The organism is Pseudomonas sp. H1_D04 (assembly GCF_054683855.1).
Genome location: NZ_CP162826.1, coordinates 3,370,732 through 3,390,832, shown reverse-complemented (window position 1 = coordinate 3,390,832; position 20,101 = coordinate 3,370,732). Strand labels below are relative to the sequence as shown.

Annotated in this window: 16 protein-coding genes; 11 read left to right on the top strand and 5 right to left on the bottom strand. The window is 61.2% G+C overall.

Annotation, left to right across the window (positions count from 1 at the left end; genetic code table 11):
* Positions 1 to 21: 21 nt before the first annotated feature.
* Genes AB4N82_RS15665 through edd form a run of 4 tightly spaced genes read right to left on the bottom strand, consistent with a single transcriptional unit; the run spans position 22 to position 5,054 of the window.
* On the bottom strand, positions 22 to 1,491 hold the full coding sequence (locus tag AB4N82_RS15665) for an ATP-binding protein (RefSeq protein ID WP_032890861.1): 1,470 nt from the start codon (positions 1,489 to 1,491) through the stop codon (positions 22 to 24).
* The gene (locus AB4N82_RS15660; protein ID WP_185168276.1) at positions 1,481 to 2,257 is read right to left on the bottom strand and encodes a response regulator; all 777 of its coding nucleotides are present in this window, start codon (positions 2,255 to 2,257) and stop codon (positions 1,481 to 1,483) included. Before AB4N82_RS15660 ends, AB4N82_RS15665 begins: the two co-directional genes overlap by 11 nt.
* A 17-nt stretch (positions 2,258 to 2,274) precedes the next feature.
* On the bottom strand, positions 2,275 to 3,231 hold the full coding sequence (locus AB4N82_RS15655; RefSeq protein ID WP_032890859.1) for a glucokinase: 957 nt from the start codon (positions 3,229 to 3,231) through the stop codon (positions 2,275 to 2,277).
* On the bottom strand, positions 3,228 to 5,054 hold the full coding sequence (gene edd, locus AB4N82_RS15650; protein WP_032890858.1) for a phosphogluconate dehydratase: 1,827 nt from the start codon (positions 5,052 to 5,054) through the stop codon (positions 3,228 to 3,230). Before edd ends, AB4N82_RS15655 begins: the two co-directional genes overlap by 4 nt.
* Positions 5,055 to 5,275: 221 nt before the next feature.
* On the opposite strand from edd, the gene gap reads away from it, so the two are divergent.
* The 7 genes from gap (at position 5,276) to AB4N82_RS15615 (ending at position 14,303) form a co-directional block, all read left to right on the top strand.
* A complete protein-coding gene (gene gap / locus AB4N82_RS15645; RefSeq protein WP_032890857.1) occupies positions 5,276 to 6,277 on the top strand; it encodes a type I glyceraldehyde-3-phosphate dehydrogenase in 1,002 nt (333 codons plus the stop codon).
* A 193-nt stretch (positions 6,278 to 6,470) separates the two neighbouring features.
* Positions 6,471 to 6,989 (top strand): RNA polymerase sigma factor, encoded by a 519-nt coding sequence (locus AB4N82_RS15640; protein ID WP_032890856.1) that lies wholly within the window; start codon positions 6,471 to 6,473, stop codon positions 6,987 to 6,989.
* Positions 6,990 to 7,063: 74 nt separating this feature from the next.
* Positions 7,064 to 8,032, top strand: coding sequence for a FecR family protein (locus AB4N82_RS15635; RefSeq protein WP_122753139.1), 969 nt, complete (start codon positions 7,064 to 7,066; stop codon positions 8,030 to 8,032).
* Between the two features lie 115 nt (positions 8,033 to 8,147).
* Positions 8,148 to 10,712 (top strand): TonB-dependent receptor, encoded by a 2,565-nt coding sequence (locus tag AB4N82_RS15630; protein ID WP_122763807.1) that lies wholly within the window; start codon positions 8,148 to 8,150, stop codon positions 10,710 to 10,712.
* Positions 10,713 to 10,846: 134 nt separating this feature from the next.
* Positions 10,847 to 11,455 carry a biliverdin-producing heme oxygenase gene (locus AB4N82_RS15625; protein ID WP_095185783.1) on the top strand — a complete coding sequence of 203 codons (609 nt, stop codon included), beginning with the start codon at positions 10,847 to 10,849 and terminating at the stop codon, positions 11,453 to 11,455.
* A gap of 171 nt (positions 11,456 to 11,626) precedes the next feature.
* Positions 11,627 to 12,028, top strand: coding sequence for a YbaN family protein (locus AB4N82_RS15620; RefSeq protein ID WP_032890851.1), 402 nt, complete (start codon positions 11,627 to 11,629; stop codon positions 12,026 to 12,028).
* A gap of 136 nt (positions 12,029 to 12,164) precedes the next feature.
* The gene (locus AB4N82_RS15615) at positions 12,165 to 14,303 is read left to right on the top strand and encodes a methyl-accepting chemotaxis protein (RefSeq protein WP_122680788.1); all 2,139 of its coding nucleotides are present in this window, start codon (positions 12,165 to 12,167) and stop codon (positions 14,301 to 14,303) included.
* Between the two features lie 125 nt (positions 14,304 to 14,428).
* On the opposite strand, the gene AB4N82_RS15610 is transcribed toward AB4N82_RS15615, so the two are convergent.
* The gene (locus AB4N82_RS15610) at positions 14,429 to 14,992 is read right to left on the bottom strand and encodes an NAD(P)H nitroreductase (RefSeq protein ID WP_032890847.1); all 564 of its coding nucleotides are present in this window, start codon (positions 14,990 to 14,992) and stop codon (positions 14,429 to 14,431) included.
* 138 nt (positions 14,993 to 15,130) lie between these two features.
* On the opposite strand from AB4N82_RS15610, the gene AB4N82_RS15605 reads away from it, so the two are divergent.
* The 4 genes from AB4N82_RS15605 to AB4N82_RS15590 all read left to right on the top strand — a co-directional run bounded on the left by AB4N82_RS15605 (position 15,131) and on the right by AB4N82_RS15590 (position 20,098).
* The gene (locus tag AB4N82_RS15605) at positions 15,131 to 16,570 is read left to right on the top strand and encodes a di-heme oxidoreductase family protein (RefSeq protein ID WP_122763808.1); all 1,440 of its coding nucleotides are present in this window, start codon (positions 15,131 to 15,133) and stop codon (positions 16,568 to 16,570) included.
* 31 nt (positions 16,571 to 16,601) lie between these two features.
* Positions 16,602 to 17,666 carry an imelysin family protein gene (locus AB4N82_RS15600; protein WP_032890843.1) on the top strand — a complete coding sequence of 355 codons (1,065 nt, stop codon included), beginning with the start codon at positions 16,602 to 16,604 and terminating at the stop codon, positions 17,664 to 17,666.
* A 2-nt stretch (positions 17,667 to 17,668) separates the two neighbouring features.
* Positions 17,669 to 18,766: a DUF1513 domain-containing protein gene (locus AB4N82_RS15595; protein WP_032891083.1), complete on the top strand. Its 1,098-nt coding sequence runs from the start codon at positions 17,669 to 17,671 to the stop codon at positions 18,764 to 18,766.
* Between the two features lie 201 nt (positions 18,767 to 18,967).
* Positions 18,968 to 20,098 carry an efflux RND transporter periplasmic adaptor subunit gene (locus AB4N82_RS15590; protein ID WP_122763809.1) on the top strand — a complete coding sequence of 377 codons (1,131 nt, stop codon included), beginning with the start codon at positions 18,968 to 18,970 and terminating at the stop codon, positions 20,096 to 20,098.
* The last annotated feature ends 3 nt before the right edge of the window (positions 20,099 to 20,101 follow it).

Genomic DNA, 20,101 nt, shown 5'->3' with positions numbered 1-20,101 from the left:
CCCACATGGGTCCGCGAGCATTCAATCCAGGGTGCGCGGTAGTTGCAGGGTCACCCGTAAGCCCCCCTCCCGCAAATTCTGCAAACTCACTTCACCGCCATGGCTGTGGGCAATATTGCGCGCAATCCCCAGGCCCAACCCATAGCCCTGCTGCTGCCCGGAAAGGCGGAAGTGCGGCTCGAATACCTGTTCCAAACGCTGCTCCGGAACGCCGGGACCTTCATCGTCGACGTGCAGGACAAACTGCGCACCATCATCCTCGATATGCAAATGCGCGTTCTGCCCGTACTTCAACGCGTTATCGATCAGGTTGCCGATACACCGCTTGAGCGCCAGCGGCTTGCCCGGATAGGTCGCCAATGCAGCGCCATCCAGGGTCACACGGCCGTTACCGTTTGGCGCCACATAAGGCTCTACCAGGCATTCGAGCACATGGTTGAGATCGACCGGCTGGATGTTCTCGTGGATATCGGTGTCTTTCACACATTGCAGCGCGCCCTTCACCAGCAACTCCAATTCATCCAGGTCACGGCCGAATTTGGTTTGCAGGTTTTCGTCTTCGAGCAGTTCCACACGCAGACGCAGGCGGGTGATCGGTGTGCGCAGGTCGTGGGAAATCGCGCTGAACAGTTGGCTGCGCTCGGTCAAATAGCGGCTGATGCGCTCGCGCATGGCATTAAACGCGCGGCCCACTTCCACCACTTCACTGCCGCCGCCTTCGGCCACCGGCTCCACATCGGCGCCGAGAGACATGTCTCGCGCCGCCCGCGCCAAGCGCTTGAGGGGGCGGCTTTGCCAGTGCACCAGCAGGCCAATGAACAACAGCAGAAAACCGCTGGTCAACACGATAAACCACACCTGCTGGGACGGTAGGCCCTGTTCTTCAAGGCTGGTGTAGGGCTCAGGCAGCAACGAGGCGATGTACAGCCATTCGCCGGGGGCGAGTTGGATCTGGGTCACCAGCACCGGCGGGTTTACCGGTTCCAGGGTCAGCGCGTAATGGGCCCAAGAGCGCGGCAACTCATCGAGCTTGAGGCCGGCGTTGAAGATGCGCAGGTCTTCGGCGCTGACGAACTCCACCGAGATGTGCACGTCGGCGCCCAGGGTCTGGCGCAGCACTTCGTCCACGGCCACCAGCACCGCCTGCTTGCGTGGGGTTTCGGGCAATACCTGCATGTCCAGCGGACGGTCATTAAGGGTGACTACAAACCGGGTGCCGCCCATGCTACGCAATTGGTCGAGAACCAGCGGACGATAGGCCACCGGCAACGAACGGAAGTAACTCACACTGGCGGTCATCGAATGGGCCAGGCTGCGAGCGCTGGTGACGAGGCCCTCAAGCTGGGTAGCACGCAACTGCGAAACCCAAATCACGCTGGACAACGCCTGGGCGAACAACACCGCAAGCAATGTCAGCAGCAGCATGCGTCCCAGCAGCGAGCGCGGTACCGGGAAGCGGCGCCGGCGTTCGGTCACGGGCTCAGTGGACATTGCCGGCAACCACGCTGGCTGCCAGTTGATAACCGCTGCCACGTACGGTGCGGATCAGCCTCGGGGGCTTTTCGGTGTCGCGCAGGCGTTGGCGCAGGCGGCTGACCGCCATGTCGACGATGCGGTCCAGCGGCATCAGGTCGCGGCCACGGGTGGCGTTGCCGATAGTGTCGCGATCGAGAATTTGTTGCGGATGGTCGAGAAACAACTTGAGCAGTGCGAAGTCGGCACCGGAGAGAATCACCTCCTCGCCGTCCACGTGGAACAGCCGATGGCTGATCATGTCCAGGCGCCACTCATCGAACACCAGCACATCGCCACTCCCACTGCGCTCCTGGCCAAACTGGCAGCGCCGCAACAGAGCCTTGATCCGCGCCTGCAACTCGCGAGGGCTGAACGGCTTGCCGATATAGTCATCGGCGCCCAGTTCCAGGCCGATCACGCGGTCGGCTTCGTCAGAACTGGCGGTAAGCATAATGATCGGCACCTGCGCCTGGCGCGGGTGCTGGCGGATCCAACGGCAGAGGCTGAAGCCATCTTCGTCCGGCAGCATCACATCGAGGATGACCAGGTCGCACGGCGCCTCGTTCATCGCCTGGCGGAACCCCGCGCCATCCGGCACGCCACGCACCTGGAAACCGGCGCGACTGAGGTAGGTTTGCAGCAATTCGCGGATTTCCTGGTCGTCGTCGACGAGGAGAATCGATTTACTGATTACGCTCACGGGGTCCTCCTTGTTGTTATGGGGTGTTCTTGATGGCCTCATCGGGGGCAGGTCACTGCCTAAGCAAATGCCTGCTCTAACGCCACACCCGCCCCGGTCAACCCGGAATACGGCGCGGTCACCAACCACACCGGAATACCTTTGAAGTAGTCGCTCATGCAGCCTTTGTCGCTGAAACTCTTGGCAAAGCCGCTGTTGATGAAAAAGTCGGCAAACCGCGGAATCACCCCACCCACGATATACACACCACCGCGTCCACCGGTGGTCAGCACGTTATTGCCCGCCACTCGGCCCAGCCAGACGCTGAACTGCTCCAACACCTCCATCGCCACCGGGTCGCCGGCCAAGCCTGCAGCCGTGATGGCTTCGGGCGTGTCGAGCACAGGCGCGTGACCGTCCACCGCACAAATCGCGCGGTACAGACGCGGCAAGCCGCCACCGCTCAACGCCGTTTCAGCGCTGACGTGGCCAATCTCGTTGTAAATGTGTTGCCACAACTGGGTTTCCCGAGGGCTGCTCAGGGGCAGGTCGACGTGGCCGCCCTCCCCCGGCAACGCCGCGTAACGACCTGCGCCGAGATCCAGCAGTGTGCCGACGCCCAGGCCAGTGCCAGGCCCGATCACCACCGCCGGGCGCAACGGCTCCGGCGTGCCCTCACAAACCACGCGAAATTCGTCGGGTTGCAGGCGGGTCATCCCCAGGGCCATGGCGGAGAAGTCATTGACCAGCAGCAGTTCATCCACCTGCAAGGTCTTGCAGAACGCCGTCTTGCTCAGGCGCCAGTGATTGTTGGTGAATTTGAATTCATCGCCACTCACCGGCCCGGCCACCGACAGGCACACCGCGCCGATGTCCCCGATTTCCAGGCCCTCTTCCTTCAGATAGACCTTGATCGCCTCTTCAGGGGTTGGGTAATCCGCCGTGGCATGCACCCGAATCGAATGCAGTGCCGAATCCCGCCACACTGCAAAACGGGCGTTGGTACCCCCGATATCACCGACCAGCGCTAACTTCACTTAAGCGTCTCCAAGGCAGAGGTAAAGGCGCTGGCGCCCTGCTCTGCGGAGCTTGCGGCCAAGCGCATAAATCCAAACAGCTCGCGGCCGGCCCCCACGTTATTGCCCAGAAGGCCCGTGGCAGGCGTGCGCGCTGCAAATTCTTCGGCGTCCACCTTAAGCTCCAAGGTGCCGGTAACGCCATCCACACGAATGATATCGCCATCGCGTACTCGCGCCAGCGGCCCGCCGCTCTGGGCTTCGGGGTTGACGTGAATCGCGGCGGGAATCTTACCCGACGCGCCGGACATACGCCCGTCTGTCACCAATGCCACCTTGAAACCACGGTCCTGCAGCACACCCAGGAACGGCGTCATCTTGTGCAGCTCGGGCATGCCGTTGGAGCGCGGGCCCTGGAAGCGCATCACCGCGACGAAATCTTTTTCCAACTGACCAGCCTTGAACGCATCGGCCAGATCCTGCTGATCCTGGAACACCACCGCCGGCGCTTCGACGATCTGGTGCTCTGGGGCTACCGCAGAGACTTTCATCACACCGCGGCCGAGGTTGCCTTCCATCACGCGCAGACCACCTTCCGGCGAGAACGCACGGGCCACGGGCCGCAGGATGGTTTCGTCGAGGCTTTCGATAGGACCGTCACGCCAAACCAGCTCGCCGTCGACCAGGAATGGTTCCTGGATGTATCGGCTCAGGCCCTTGCCGGCCACGGTGTTGACGTCTTCGTGGAGCAGGCCCGCTTCCAGCAGCTCACGGATCAGGAACGACATGCCGCCCGCCGCCTGGAAGTGATTGATATCGGCCTTGCCGTTTGGATACACGTGGGACAGGGTCGGCACCACCTCGGAGAGGTCAGCCATATCGTCCCAGGTGAGGATGATGCCTGCCGACATGGCGATGGCCGGCATGTGCAGGGTGTGGTTGGTGGACCCGCCGGTCGCGTTGAGGGCGACGATGGAGTTGACGATGGATTTCTCGTCAACGATCTCGCCGATCGGCGTGAAGTTGCCGTTGGCCTTGGTCAGGCGCGTAACCTGATGCGCGGCTTCACGGGTCAGCGCGTCACGCAGCGGCGTGTACGGGTTGACGAATGAAGCGCCCGGCAAGTGCAGGCCCATCACTTCCATCAACAGTTGATTGGTGTTGGCAGTGCCGTAGAAGGTGCAGGTGCCGGGGCTGTGGTAGGACTTCATCTCCGATTCCAGCAGCTCTTCGCGAGTGGCCTTGCCTTCGGCGTAGCGCTGGCGCACGTCGGCTTTCTGCTTGTTGGAGATACCCGACGGCATCGGGCCGCCCGGTACGAAGATCATCGGCAGGTGACCGTAGCGCAGCGCGCCCATCATCAGGCCGGGGACGATCTTGTCGCAGATGCCCAGCATCAGTGCGGCGTCGAACATGTTGTGGGACAGCGCCACCGCCGTGGACATGGCAATGACTTCACGGCTGAGCAGGCTCAGCTCCATACCCGGCTCGCCCTGGGTCACGCCGTCGCACATTGCAGGCGTACCACCAGCGAACTGGCCGACCGAGCCGACTTCACGCAGAGCTTTCTTTATTTGTTCAGGGAAATGTTCGTACGGCTGGTGCGCCGACAGCATGTCGTTATATGAGGAAACAATTGCCACGTTGGCGGCATTCATCATGCGCAGGCTGTTTTTGTCTTCGGTGCCGCAACCGGCCACGCCGTGGGCAAAGTTGGCGCATTGCAGCTTGCCGCGCATCGGACCGTCGCTGGCGGCGCCGCGAATGAGCGCAAGGTAAGCCTCGCGGGTGGCGCGGCTGCGGGCGATAAGCCGTTCGGTGACCTCAAGAACGCGGGGATGCATGTGTAGAACTCCAGGCTAACGGATGTGGCGACCTGAGTGTCTATGCTGATCAAACGCCCGCAGCTCATGGGATGGCAGGGTGTCGTTTGAATCATCGGACCAGTTGATTCAGGTCACTCGTTGTAGATTGAACAAAATATTGCCACTAAAAAGGCTTGTTTTCTATTTTTATGCGAATAATCTTGTAATTCTTACAACAAATCGACGACAGGCACTCTCCAATGACTCTTCGTATCGCAATCAATGGTTTTGGCCGTATTGGCCGTAATGTCCTGCGCGCACTGTATACCCAAGGCTACCGCCAGGATTTGCAGATCGTCGCCATCAACGATCTGGGCGACAGCTCGATCAATGCCCACCTGCTCAAATACGACACCGTACATGGCACATTCGACGCAGAGGTCGCCCACGATCAGGAAAGCCTGACCGTCAACGGTGACCGGATTGCCGTGAGTGCCATTCGCAACCCGGCTGACCTGCCATGGGCTGCACACAAGATTGACGTGGTATTCGAATGCACCGGTCTGTTCACCGACCGTGACAAGGCCGCCGCCCATATTACCGCCGGCGCGCGCAAGGTGATCATCTCGGCACCGGCCAAAGGCGCGGACGCCACTGTGGTGTATGGCGTGAACCACGACATTCTGCGTCAGTCCCACCAGATCATCTCCAACGCCTCGTGCACCACCAACTGCCTGGCGCCGGTCGCCCAGGTGCTGCACCGCGAGCTGGGCATCGAGAGTGGCCTGATGACCACCATCCACGCCTACACCAACGACCAGAACCTGACCGACGTCTACCACACCGACCCGTACCGCGCGCGCTCCGCCACCCAGAATATGATCCCAAGCAAGACCGGCGCTGCCGAAGCGGTGGGCCTGGTGCTGCCGGAACTGGCGGGCAAGCTGACCGGCATGGCCGTGCGCGTGCCGGTGATCAACGTGTCCTTGGTAGACCTCACCGTAACGCTGAAGAAAGAAGCCACTGCCGAAGAGGTCAACGCGCTGCTCAAGGAAGCCAGCCAGCACTCGAAGATCCTCGGTTACAACACCCTTCCGCTGGTTTCCAGTGACTTCAACCACAACCCGCTGTCGTCGATCTTCGACGCCAATCACACCAAGGTCAGCGGCAAGTTGCTCAAAGTATTGGCCTGGTACGACAACGAGTGGGGCTTCTCCAACCGTATGCTGGATAACTGCCTGGCATTGTGTAACGCCGAATAATGCGATCCTTTGGGAGGGGCGATTCGACTTGCTCCCGATGGCGGTGTATCAGTCAGGAATGTGTTGACTGACACACCGCTATCGGGGGCAAGCCCCCTCCCACATTGTTCTAAGTAGGCCCAGAGAAATAGCCCCTTGCCATTTGAGTTGATGATAAGCATTATCATTTGCTGCAAATCGGTCTGGTATCACTGTGAGCCAATCTCGCTTCAACCAAGTCTTTCTCACCCAACGGGTGATTCTGCTACGCACCTTGCAGCGGATGGTGAATAACCACAGCACCGCCGAGGACCTGCTGCAGGAAACCTACCTGCGCGTCACACGGGCCCTCAGCGAGCGGCCGATCGATCACCTTGAACCCTTCGTTTATCAAACCGCACGTAACCTCGCGCTGGACCACCTGCGCTCACGCAGAATCCAGGCCCGCACGCTGCAGGAAGATGTCCCGCTGGACATCCTGCAAAGCGTCGCCGCCCCTATCAGCACCCCCGAAGATGCGACTCAGGCCGAGCAACTGCTTGAACACCTGAGCGTCAGCCTGGGCCAATTGAGCGCCCGCCAGCAGCAGATTTTCATCCTCAGCCGCCTGCACGGGTGCAGCTATCAGGAGATTGCCGATCAGTTGGACGTGTCCCTGAGCACCGTGCAAAAGGAACTGAAATTGATCATGGCCATCTGCGTAGGTGTGGCCGACCGGCTGGATCGGCCTTAAGCTGCACGCGACAGAAATGTCGACCCGAGCTGTAGGAATAATGAATAGAACGTGGCGAAGACCCGAGGAACACCGTGACGGACCCCAATAAACTGCGCCCTCATGAGCTGGCTCATGAGGTGCTGCAAGACACGGCTATGGACCAGGCCCTGGATTGGCTGATTGCCTTGCAGTGCCCGCAAGCTGGGCAGCAGGCCGAGTTTGAAGCCTGGCTGGCCCGCGATCCGGCCCACGTCAACGCCTTCGCCAAGGCCCAGGCCGCCTGGGGTGGCGCGCCGGTTCACAGCGCCGCGGTGGCCCTGGCCGCGCCGCGCAAGCCCAGCGCCTGGCGCCGAATGAAACCCCATTGGAAACCGCTCGCCACCGCCGCCGTGTTGCTGATCGGGCTGTTCAGCTTCAGCAACCTGCCGGTGCGCCTGCAGGCCGACCACCTCACCGTGGTGGGCGAACGACAACGTCTGCAATTGGACGACGGCTCGAAAGTATTGCTGAACACCAACTCGGCGTTCTCCAGCAGCATCAAGGACCACCAGCGCATCGCCCGCCTGTACCAGGGCGAGGCTTTTTTCGAGGTTGTGCCCAACCATGGCCAGCCCCTGGAAATCGACGCCGGCCCGGTGCGCGCCAGCGTGCGCGACACCGCCTTCGCCGTGCGCTACCTCAATGGCGAGGCCCAGGTGCAAGTGCAGCGCGGTGATGTCGACCTGAGCAACACTTTCGACGATGCCCGCGTACGCCTGCGCGCCGGCGAAAGTATCCGCATCGGCCCCAAAGGCTTCGGCCAACCGGCCAAGCTGGACGCCAATAAGGACCTGGCCTGGGTGCAAGGCCGGTTGATTTTTGAAAACTGCCCGATGAGCGAAGTGCTCGCCGAGTTGCGCCGCTATTACCCCGGCTGGATCGTCAACACCAACGACCAACTCGCCAGCGTCGCGGTCACCGGCAATTACCGGCTCGATCAACCCCTGGACGTCGTGCGCTCACTGGCGCACATCACCTCTGCCAAGCTCTCGGAATACCCGGCGCTGGTCATCCTGAACTAAATGAGAATTATTTTTACTCGATAACCTTCGGCGGTACGTCTCGTCTTAGCCAATGCAACTGATTCCTATTTGATTCGGTTCGCAACTATAAGATTCGTCCCCCGGAGCGCTTTCGATGTCCTCTCGTTTCAACCGCCGGTCTTCTTCGCCCGTCCTGTCCTTGTTGACTGCCGCCATCCTGCTGGCCGGCGCGCCGGCCATGGCCGCCACCGCTGCCGAACCGGTTTCGCGCAGCCAGGGCAACTACACCTTCAGCATCGAACAGCAGCCGCTGGTCTCGGCGCTCAATGCCTTTACCGCCGTGACCGGCTGGCAAGTCGGCCTGCCCGCAGAGCTGGGCCAGGGCGTGTCGTCTCCTGGCGCACGCGGCCCGTTGTCGCCAGAAAAAGCGTTAGACCGGCTGTTGGTGGGGACCAACCTGAGCTACCGCAAACTGGGCAATAACAACATCGTGCTGGAAAAGCGCGCAGCGGGTAGCACCCTCAACCTGCAACAGGTGACCATCAGCGCAACCCGTAACGCGCAGGATGTGAACAGCGTGCCGAGCACCGTCAGCGTGCATGAACGTGAGGAACTGGACCGCCAGAACGTCAACAACATCCGGGAACTGGTGCGCTACGAGCCCGGCGTCTCGGTGGGCGGCGCTGGTACACGAGCAAGTAATGCCGGCTTCAACATTCGCGGCATCGATGGCGACCGTATCCTTACTCAAGTGGACGGTGTGGAAGTGCCGGGCAACTTCTTCAACGGCCCCTACGCCAAGACCCGCCGCAACTACGTCGACCCGGAAATCGTAAAGCGCGTAGAAATCCTGCGCGGGCCGGCGTCGGCCCTCTACGGCAGCAGCGCCATCGGCGGCGCCGTCAGTTACTTCACCCTCGACCCGGTTGACATCATCAAGCCAGGCCAAGACTTCGGCGCCCGCCTGAAGACCGGCTACAGCTCCGCCGACGAAAGTTGGCTGACCTCTGGCACCTTCGCCGGCCGCGTTCAAGACTTCGACGGTTTGCTGCACCTGAGCCAGCGCAACGGTCACGAAACTGAGTCCTACGACGGCAACAACGCCACCGGCCTGGATCGCACAGGCGCCAACCCGGAAGAAGCGCGCACCACTAACATCCTGGCGAAGCTCGGCTGGAACTATGGCGATGACAACCGCCTGGGTCTGACGTACGAGAAGTACAAGGATGATCGCGACGTCAACCTGAAGAACGCGGTGGGCGGCCCGTTCATCGGCGGCCGAGGCTTCAACCTCTACCGTGATCGTCGTGGTAACGACACCATCACCCGTGAACGTTTCGGCCTGGAAAACAGCTTCGCCCTTGAGTCGCCGATTGCCGACCGCATCAAGACCAGCGTCAATTACCAGATCGCCAAGACCGACCAGACCACCGCCGAAATCTATCAATCCGGTCGTCGCGTCCTGCGCACACGTGACACGCTCTACCAGGAAAAACAGTGGGTTTTCGATGCACAGTTGGACAAAGCGTTCAGCCTCGGTGAAACCGATCACCAAGTGACCTACGGCACCACCCTTAAGCAGCAGAAAGTCACCGGCTCGCGCGAGGGCAGCGCCACCTGCGTGGCCGTCGGCAGCGGTTGCACCGCCATCGGCGCGCCCAGCCCGATGGCCTCCGATAGCGTGAAGAAGGCCAGCGACTTCCCCGACCCGACCATCAACACCTATTCGCTGTTCGCACAGGACCAGATCACTTGGGACAAATGGACCTTCCTCCCCGCCGTGCGCTATGACTACACCCAGCTCAAACCCAAGCTGACCCAGGAATTCCTCAACACCGTCAACCCGACAGGTGCGGAAATGGTGAGCGACAAGAAGAAAACCTGGCACCGCGTGACGCCCAAGTTTGGCCTGACCTACGCGCTGACGGACCAATACACCTGGTTCGGCCAATACGCCGAAGGTTTCCGCACGCCGTCCGCCAAGTCGCTGTACGGCCGCTTTGAAAACTTGAACCTGGGCTACACCGTTGAACCCAATCCGGACCTCAAGCCGGAGACCAGCAAAGGCATCGAAACCGGGATTCGCGGCAAGTTCGACGAGGGTTCCTTCGAGGTGGCGGTGTTCTATAACAAATACCGCGACTTTATCGACGAAGACAACGTCGTGGTCGGCGGCACTGCCGAGCAGTTCCAAGCCGTCAATATCAAGCGCGCCAGCGTCAAGGGCGCCGAAGCCAAGGGCCGCCTGAACCTGGATGCATTCGGTGCCCCACAAGGCCTATACACCCAGGGTGCGGTCTCCTATGCCTACGGTCGCAACGACCAAAACGGCGAACCGCTGAACAGCGTCAACCCGCTCAAGGGCGTGTTCGGCCTGGGCTACGACCAGGACAATTACGGCGGCCTGCTGAGCTGGACCCTGGTGAAGAAGCAGAATCGCGTAGACAGCTCCACCTTCCACGCGCCGGACGGCGACACCAGCGGCCCATTCAAGACGCCCGGCTTCGGCGTTGTCGACCTGACCGCCTACTACAAAGTCACCAGCGACGTGACCATCAACGGCGGCCTCTACAACCTCACCGACAAGAAGTACTGGAACTGGGATGACGTACGCAGCTACGACAGCGTCGGCGAAGCCGCGGTAACCGGCCCGGCCAACCTCGACCGCCTCACCCAGCCCGGCCGCAACTTTGCGATTAACGTGATCTGGGATATCTGACCAAGCCCTTCTCACCTCGTCGAAATATCAACGACGAGGTGAGGATTTTTTACTGTGCCGCGTCTTCTTGTTCGTCTAGTTGATAACCGCTCTCTTTCGGGCACCAAGGCGCTCCCCTTCTCAAGGACTTTTTCATGACCGCTTCTCCTAACGCAGAACGTCCAAGCCTGCGCTCCCAGCGCCTGAACCAGATCACCAACGAGCCGCACACCAAGCTGGATGCACTGGTGAAGGCCCATGCCCCGTTCGAAACCCAGGCCAACTTTGCCCGTTTCGTGGTGGCGCAGTACCTGTTCCAGTCTGAACTGGTGGCCCTGTACAACGATGCCGAACTGATCAAGATCGTGCCAGACCTCGCCGCACGCTGCCGCGCCGAAGCCGCCAAGCTGGACCTCGCCGACCTGGACACCGAAGTACCGGCCGCGGTGGCCGGTGCAGTGAGCAACCCGAGCAAAGCCGAAGCCCTGGGCTGGCTGTTCGTCTCGGAAGGCTCCAAGTTGGGCGCCGCGTTCCTGATCAAGCGCGCCGTAGGCCTCGGCTTGAGCGAAACCTTTGGGGCCCGCCACTTGGGTGAGCCAGCCGGCGGTCGTGCCGAAGGCTGGAAGCGCTTCACCCGCACCCTCGACGGCCTGCAATTCAGCCCCGAGGAAGAGGCCGCAGTAGAAAAAGGCGCGGTGGATGCGTTTGTGCGCTTCACCGTGTTGCTGGAACAGGCGTACGCTAGCGCGCCTGAACTGGCCTGATCCCGCAAATTGAAATGCAACCCAATGTGGGAGGGGGCTTGCCCCGATAGCGGTGCATCAGCCAACAAATAGGTAACTGACCCACCGCCATCGGGGGCAAGCCCCCTCCCACATTTTGATCGCATTTGAGTTCGGACTTTTTTGTAAACCTTCCCCAAGAAAAGCTTCACCATGACCGGCAAAACCCAATCCACCTCGAAAATCGCACAGATCCTGTTTGGCCTGCTGGCCTATGTCAGCCTGGGCATCGGGCTGGTGGCGATTGTGATACCCGGTTTGCCCACCACCGAGTTCATCCTGCTGGCCGCCTGGGCCGCGACCAAAAGCTCGCCACGCCTCAGCGCCTGGCTGGAAAACCACCGCCTGTTTGGGCCGATCCTGTTCAACTGGCGCAACGGCAAGATCATCGCGCGCCGGGCCAAAGTCAGTGCCACCGTGAGCATGCTGTTGTGCGCGATCCTGATGCTGGTGATGCTCGACCATGGCTGGCCCATCTACCTGGCGATTGCCGGGATGAGCCTGGGCAATCTGTGGATCTGGTCACGCCCCGAACGGCTCGCACAGCCCGTATAACCCTACCTGTAGGCGTTTTCCTACCGCCCATCGCCTTCTGCTCATGAAAGCCCCTACCGCGCCGATGCTCCGGATATAGCGCTGAATGGACTTGGCCGTGCTGTGCATTCCAACAAGACCATTCGTGAGTGAACCTATGTTCGACACCCTCTCTATCCGCTTGAAAATCGTGCTGCTGTCCGGGCTTTGCCTATTGGGCGTGATTGCACTGGTGGTCGGCATCAATATCTACACCACTAACCAGAACGATCAGTTAGTCAGTGATTCAAGCTCACGCATGCTCACCGCTGGCGTGGAACAGTTGCTGCAAGCCAAGGCTGCGGAGCAGGCCGTGCAACTGCAGAAAACTTTCGGTGACAGTCAGGTAGCGTTGACTGCCCTTGCCGACCAGATCAAAGACCTGCGTAACTTGGGGACCAAACGTGCCCTTGAAGCCGGCGCCCTGCGCGAAGAACTCAACCAGAGCGTAAAAACCGCATTCGAGCGCAACAACAAGGTGCTGGGCATCTGGCTGTCATTCGAGCCCAACGGGTTGGATGGCAAGGACAGCGAATTCGTCGACGACAAGGCTCGCGTGTCCAACGAAAAAGGCCGCTTCTCCAGCTACTGGAGCCGAGCCGGTGGCGCAGGCCTGAACACCATCATGGTCGAGGACGACCTGACCAAGACTACCCTCAACCTCAGTGGTACGCCCTACAACATCTGGTACACCTGCCCGCGCGACACCCGCAGTACATGCCTGTTGGACCCGTATGAAGACACAGTGGCCGGCAAACCCGTGCTGATGACCACCATTTCGATGCCGCTGATCGTGGAAGGCAAAGTCATCGGTATCGTTGGTGTCGATATCGCCCTTACCGCCCTGCAAGCGTCCACCGATGCCGCACAGAAAGACTTGTTCAATGGCGCGGCGCACCTGGAGATTCTCTCCAGCACCGGCCTGATTGCTGCGTACAGCGGCGAACCAGCCAAGGTCGGCAAGAATCTTATCGATACCCTCGGCGCCGAAGGCAAAGAGATCGTGCAACTGCTGGCCAGTGACAATCACGTGATCCGAGAACAGGGCGATACCATTCGCGCCGTGTACCCGGTCAAGCCGATTAGCGATGCCAAATCCTGGGGCGTGGTGATCAAGCTGCCAAAAGCCGTGATGCTGGCTGATAACGTCAAGCTGCAAGCCGTGCTCGATGATGCGCAGGCGGCTGGTACGCTCAAAGCCTTACTGGTAGCGGCTGCCGCCGCGTTGCTCGGCCTGCTGTTGATCTGGCTGACCGCCACCGGCGTAACCCGCCCGATCAACAGCGTGGCCGCGATGCTCAAGGACATCGCCAGCGGCGACGGCGACCTCACCCAACGCTTGGCCTACAGCAAAAAGGATGAACTGGGCGAACTGGTGAACTGGTTCAACCGCTTCCTCGACAAGCTGCAACCGACTATCGCCCAGATCAAGCAAAGCATCACCGAGGCCCGCGGCACGGCGGACCAGTCCTCGGCCATCGCCCGCCAGACCAGCGAAGGCATGCAGGTGCAGTTCCGTGAAATCGACCAAGTGGCCACGGCGTCCAACGAAATGAGCGCCACCGCCCATGACGTCGCCAACAGCGCCTCGAATGCCGCCAGCGCGGCACGCGGTGCCGATCAGTCGGCGCGCGAAGGCATGCAGATCATTGAAAAGAGTACGCGGGATATCACGATCCTCGCCGAAGAAGTCAGCAGGGCCGTGGGCGAAGTCGAAGCCCTGGCAGTCAACAGCGAGCAAATCGGTTCGGTGCTGGAAGTGATCCGCAGCATTGCCGAACAGACCAACCTGCTGGCGCTGAACGCGGCGATTGAAGCGGCACGCGCGGGCGAAAGCGGCCGCGGCTTTGCGGTGGTGGCCGACGAAGTCCGTAACTTGGCCAAGCGCACCCAGGATTCCGTGGAGGAGATCCGCCTGGTGATCGAACGCATCCAGAGCGGCACCCGTGGCGTGGTCGCGACGATGCACTCAAGCCAAAGCCAGGCCCAGAGCAATGCCGGGCAGATCCATCAGGCCGTGCAGGCCTTGGGCAAGATCAGCGACGCCGTGACGGTGATCAGCGACATGAACCTGCAAATCGCCAGCGCCGCCGAACAACAGAGCGCGGTGGCCGAAGAGGTCAACCGTAACGTCTCGGCGATCCGCACCGTGACCGAAACCCTCACCGGCCAGGCCACCGAATCGGCGGCTATCAGCAGCCAACTCAATGCGTTGGCCAGCCAGCAGATGAAACTCATGGATCAGTTCAAGGTTTAAGAAACACCACAGGTGAAATGTGGGAGGGGGCCTGCCCCCGATAGCAGTGTGTCATTCAGCAGATTCATTGACTGAGACACCGCTATCGGGGGCAAGCCCCCTCCCACATTTTGATCGCGTACTGCTTAGAGACCCGTCCAAGCCTGCACAAACGCCGCCACATCTTCCTTCGGCGCCGTACGCGGCGGGTTCTGCGGGGTACCCAAATAGAGGAAGCCAATCACTTCCTCATCCGCCGTCAGCCCCAGGCCTTTGGCAACGTGGGCCGAGTAGGACAACTCACCCGTACGCCACACCGCACCAATCCCTTGGGCATAGGCCGCCAACAGAATGCCGTGGGCCGCACAGGCCGCCGCCAGCAGTTGCTCAGACTTGGGTACCTTGAAGTGCTCCTGCAAACGGGCGATCACCACCACCACCAGCGGTGCGCGCAATGGGCCGTTCTGGGCCTTGTCGATGGCGGCTTGCGGAGCGTCGGCGTCTTGCAGGCGTGCAGCCTCGGCCAGCAGCGTCCCCATCTGCTCACGGGCGGCGCCTTCTACGGTGAGGAAACGCCAAGGGCGCAATTGACCGTGGTCGGGTGCACGCATGGCAGCGGCGAACAGCACGTCGCGCTGCTCCTGGGTCGGTGCCGGCTCCAGCAAACGCGGCACGGAAACACGGTTGAGCAAAGCGTCGAGAGCCTGCATTGGCCACCTCCAGAAAAAATGTGCGGTCATTCTAGCGGGAATAAACCGGCGACCACCAAACGATAATTGCTCTTATTCATTCCCCCCGGCCCTGTTAGACTTTGCGACCATATTTTTCACGCTCGTTCAGGAAACTCGATGTTCCGTTCGCTTCTTCGTCTGTCCGTCGTATGCATGGCCTTGGGCCTGACTGCGTGCGATGACGCCCCCAGGTTCACCAAGGCCGAGCCGGGTGAATCGCGGGCAGGCGGCGCGACGACGGTGAATAAGCGCGACCAGAACGCGTTTTCCCTGCCGTCGGCCAACTTGTCGCCGACGCGCCGCTTGGACTTCAGCGTCGGCAACAGTTTCTTTCGCAGTCCTTGGGTGATCGCGCCGTCCACCACCACCGCCCGTGATGGCCTGGGACCGTTGTTCAACACCAACGCTTGCCAGAACTGCCACATCAAGGACGGCCGTGGCCACCCGCCGTTGCCCGACGCAGCCAATGCGGTCTCGATGCTGGTGCGCCTGTCGATCGCCCTGCCAACTCAGGATCAGCAACCCTACGCCAAACTCATCGAGCAAGCAGGCGTGGTGCCAGAGCCGATATACGGCGGGCAATTGCAGGACATGGCCGTGCCCGGCGTCACTCCGGAAGGCAAAGTGCGGGTCGACTACACACCGGTCAACGTCACCTTCAAGGACGGCACCGTCGTCGAACTGCGCAAGCCGGACCTGCAGATCACCCAACTCGGCTATGGCCCAATGCACCCCGACACCCGTTTTTCGGCGCGCATCGCCCCGCCGATGATCGGCCTTGGCCTGCTTGAAGCCATCAGCGACGCGGACATCCTGCGCAATACCGACCCCAAAACCGCCGATAAAGAAGCCATCGTCGGCCGGGCCAATCAGGTGTGGGATGACGCCCAGCAAAAAACCGTGCTCGGGCGTTTTGGCTGGAAAGCCGGACAACCCAACCTCAATCAACAAAATGTTCACGCGTTTTCTGGTGATATGGGCCTCACTACGTCCCTGAGACCCTTCGATGACTGCACCGACGCCCAAGTGGCCTGCAAACAGGCGCCCAACGGCAATGGCGCCGATGGCGAGCCGGAAGTCAGCGATAACATTCTGCGCCTGGTGCTGTTCTACACCCGTAACCTTGCCGTGCCCGTGCGCCGCCAAGTCAACGATCCGCAAGTCCTGGCCGGAAAAAACCTGTTCTTCCAGGCCGGTTGCCAGGGGTGCCACAAGCCGACGTTCACCACCTCAGCCAATGCCGCCGAGCCTGAATTGGCCAACCAAGTGATCCGCCCCTATAGCGATTTGCTGCTGCACGACATGGGCGATGGCCTGGCCGACAACCGCAGCGAATTCAAGGCCGGTGGCCGCGACTGGCGCACGCCGCCGTTGTGGGGCATTGGCCTGACACACACCGTAAGTGGCCATACCCAGTTTCTGCATGACGGTCGCGCCCGCAACCTGCTGGAAGCCGTGCTCTGGCACGGCGGTGAGGCACAAGCGGCGCAGCAGCATGTGTTGTCCTTTAATGCCGAACAGCGCGCTGCGTTGCTGGCGTTCCTGAATTCTTTATAAGCTTCGCCCCACTTACAGAAGGGAGCTCGACATGTTCCGTCCCAAGTTGTTGTTCACCAGCCTGGCCGCCCTCGCCCTGGGCGCCTGCTCGCCACAAGACCCGCAAGCCGTGACCTCTGCAGCGATCGCCAAACAAGTGATCCTGCCGACCTACAGCCGCTGGGTCGAAGCCGACCGTCAGTTGGCCGTCAGCGCCCTCGCCTACTGCCAGGGCAAGGAAAGCCTGGACACCGCCCGCGCCGACTTCATCCATGCGCAAAAAGCCTGGGCCGAGTTGCAACCGCTGCTGATCGGCCCGTTGGCCGAGGGCAACCGTGCATGGCAAATACAGTTCTGGCCGGACAAGAAAAACCTGGTCGGGCGCCAGGTCGAGCAATTGGTCACCAGCCAGCCGCAGATCGACGGCGCCGCCCTGGCCAAGTCCAGCGTAGTCGTGCAAGGCCTGTCGGCCTACGAATACATCCTCTACGACGCCAAGACCGACATCGCCGACGATGCGAACAAAGCCCGTTATTGCCCACTGTTGGTGGCCATCGGCGAGCGTCAGAAAACCCTGGCCGAAGAGATCCTAGCCAGCTGGAACAGCACCGATGGCATGCTCGCGCAGATGACCAAGTTTCCGAACCAGCGCTACGCCGATTCCCACGAAGCCATCGCCGACCTGCTGCGCGTCCAAGTGACCGCCCTGGACAGCCTGAAGAAAAAACTCGGCACGCCCATGGGCCGCCAGACCAAGGGCATCCCGCAGCCGTTCCAGGCCGACGCGTGGCGCAGCCAGTCGTCCCTGCAAAGCCTGGAGGCCAGCCTTGCTGCCGCCCAGACCGTATGGGTCGGCGTCGACAACAAAGGCCTGCGTGGCCTGCTGCCGTCGGATCAGAAACCATTGGCCGACAAAATCGACGCCGCCTACGCCGCGTCCCTGAAACTGTTCGCCAGCAACCAGCGCACCCTCAACGAACTGTTGAACGATGACGCCGGTCGCCAGCAACTCAACGACATCTATGACAGCCTCAACGTCGTCCACCGCCTGCACGAAGGCGAACTGGCCAAGGCGCTGGGCATCCAACTGGGCTTTAACGCCAACGACGGTGACTGATGATGCTCAGGCGACAGGCTTTGGCGGTTGGCAGCGTACTGCTCAGCGCACTCACACTGGGTGGTTGGACGTTGTTCAAGCAGAAAGACAAGGGTCCGCTGCTGCTGTCGGCGCGCGATGATGCAGACGGCAAGCACTACGCCGTGGGCTATCACTTGGACGGCAAGCAAGTGTTTGCCACTCAGGTCGGCCAGCGCTGCCACGACATCATCAACCACCCGACACTGCCGATTGCGCTGTTCGTCGCCCGTCGCCCGGGCACCGAAAGTTACCTGATCGACCTGCGTGATGGCGCGCTGCTGCAAACCATCACCTCGAACACCAATCGCCACTTCTACGGCCATGCGGTGATTCACAAGAGCGGCGACTGGCTGTACGCCACCGAGAACGATACGTCAGACCCCGGCCGTGGCTTGCTCGGTGTGTATAAGTTCGAAGGCGAGCGGCTGGTGCACAGCGGCGAACTTTCCACCCACGGCATTGGCCCGCACCAGGTGTCGTGGATGCCCGACGGCGAGACGTTGATCGTGGCCAATGGCGGCATTCGCACCGAAGCCGAAAGCCGCGTGGAGATGAACCTCAATGCCATGGAGCCGAGCCTGGTGTTGATGCAGCGCGATGGCACGCTCATCAGCAAGGAAACCCTGGCCCAGCAGATGAACAGCGTGCGCCATATGGGCATCGCCAGCGATGGCACCATCCTTACCGGGCAGCAGTTCATGGGGCCGTCCCAGGAGCGTTCCGAGTTGCTGGCGATCAAGCGTCCGGGGCAACCGTTCGTGGCGTTTCCAGTGGCAGACGAGCAATTGCAGGCCATGGGGCATTACACCGCCAGCGTCGCGGTGCACAGCGAGTTGCGCCTGGTGGCATTGACGGCGCCACGTGGCAATCGCTTCTTTATCTGGGACATGGACAGCGGCGAACTGCGTCTTGATGGTCCGTTGCCCGATTGCGCAGGGGTCGGTGCAGTAGAGGATGGGTTTGTCGTCACCTCCGGCCAAGGCCGTTGCCGCTACTACGATTGCCGCCAGAAACAGTTGGTCGCCAAACCGCTGGAATTACCAGCAGGGCTCTGGGACAACCATCTCCACTTGATCTGACATCCCCCTGTAGCCGCCCGATTTGCCGGCGATGGTGTACTTCAAATCGCCGCAGGGCTTGAAGGCGCCATCGCCGGCAAGTCGGGCTATTACAGGGCCGTTGACCTGTCAAAAATACCGTCTGGAATCCCCACTACACTCGGAGTAATGTTTCGAGCTTGTCTGTTTTCGTCTGTCTCAGTTTTTCCAAGGAACCGGAATATGCTGCGCCGTCGCATGCTGATCATGTTGGGTGTCGTCCTGTTAATCGTCCTGCTGCTGGCGGGCTATAAAGCCTTTTCCATCTATCAGCAGATCCAGGTCTTTTCCAAACCCAAGCCGCCCGTGAGTGTCGCCGTCGCCACCGCTGTCGAGCAGCCATGGCAGCAACGCCTACCGTCGGTGGGCACGCTCAAGGCTTTGCAAGGCGTCAACCTGAGCCTGGAAATTGCGGGAACGGTCAAAGACGTGCAGTTCGAATCCGGGCAGAAGGTCAAGGCCGGGCAACCCCTTGTGCAACTGGACAGCGCCGTAGAAAGCGCGCTGCTGGAAACTGCCCAGGCCGACTTGGGCCTGGCCCAGCTGGACTACGGACGCGGCAGCCAGTTGGTGGGCAGCCAGGCGATTTCCAAAGGCGAGTTCGACCGCCTGTCCGCGCAACTGCAAAAGAACAAAGCCACGGTCAACCAGCTCAAGGCCTCACTGGCGAAGAAGCATATTGTCGCGCCGTTCAGCGGCACCATCGGCATTCGCCAGGTGGACGTGGGCGACTACCTGGCCAGCGGCACGGTGATCGCCACCTTGCAGGACATCAGCAGCCTGTATGTCGACTTCTATATCCCCGAGCACGCGGTGCCCAAGGTCGCCATCGGCCAAACCGTGCAGGTGCAGGTCTCAGCCTACCCCGGGCAGCAATTCCCCGGTCGCATCAGCGCAATCAACCCCAAGGTCGAGGACAGCACACGCAATGTCCTGGTGCGCGCCACCCTGGCCAACCCGGACAACACACTGCTGCCCGGCATGTTCACCAGCCTCGACGTCTTGCTGCCCAACCCCACCGCACAGATCGTGGTGCCGGAAAGCGCAATTACCTACACCCTCTACGGCAACTCGGTGTACGCCGTGGCCGAGAAGAAGAACGAAAGCGGCGAGCTGGAAAAGGACGCCAATGGCCAACCGCTGCTGATCGCCGAGCGACGCTTTGTCGAGACCGGCGAACGACGCGGCGGCCTGGTGCTGGTGAGCAAGGGCTTGAGCGCCGGTGAGCAGGTGGTCAGCGCCGGTCAGCTCAAGCTGGATAACGGCACGCCCATCGCCATCAGTCCGGACAAAAACCTGCCGGCAGGGCACTGAGCC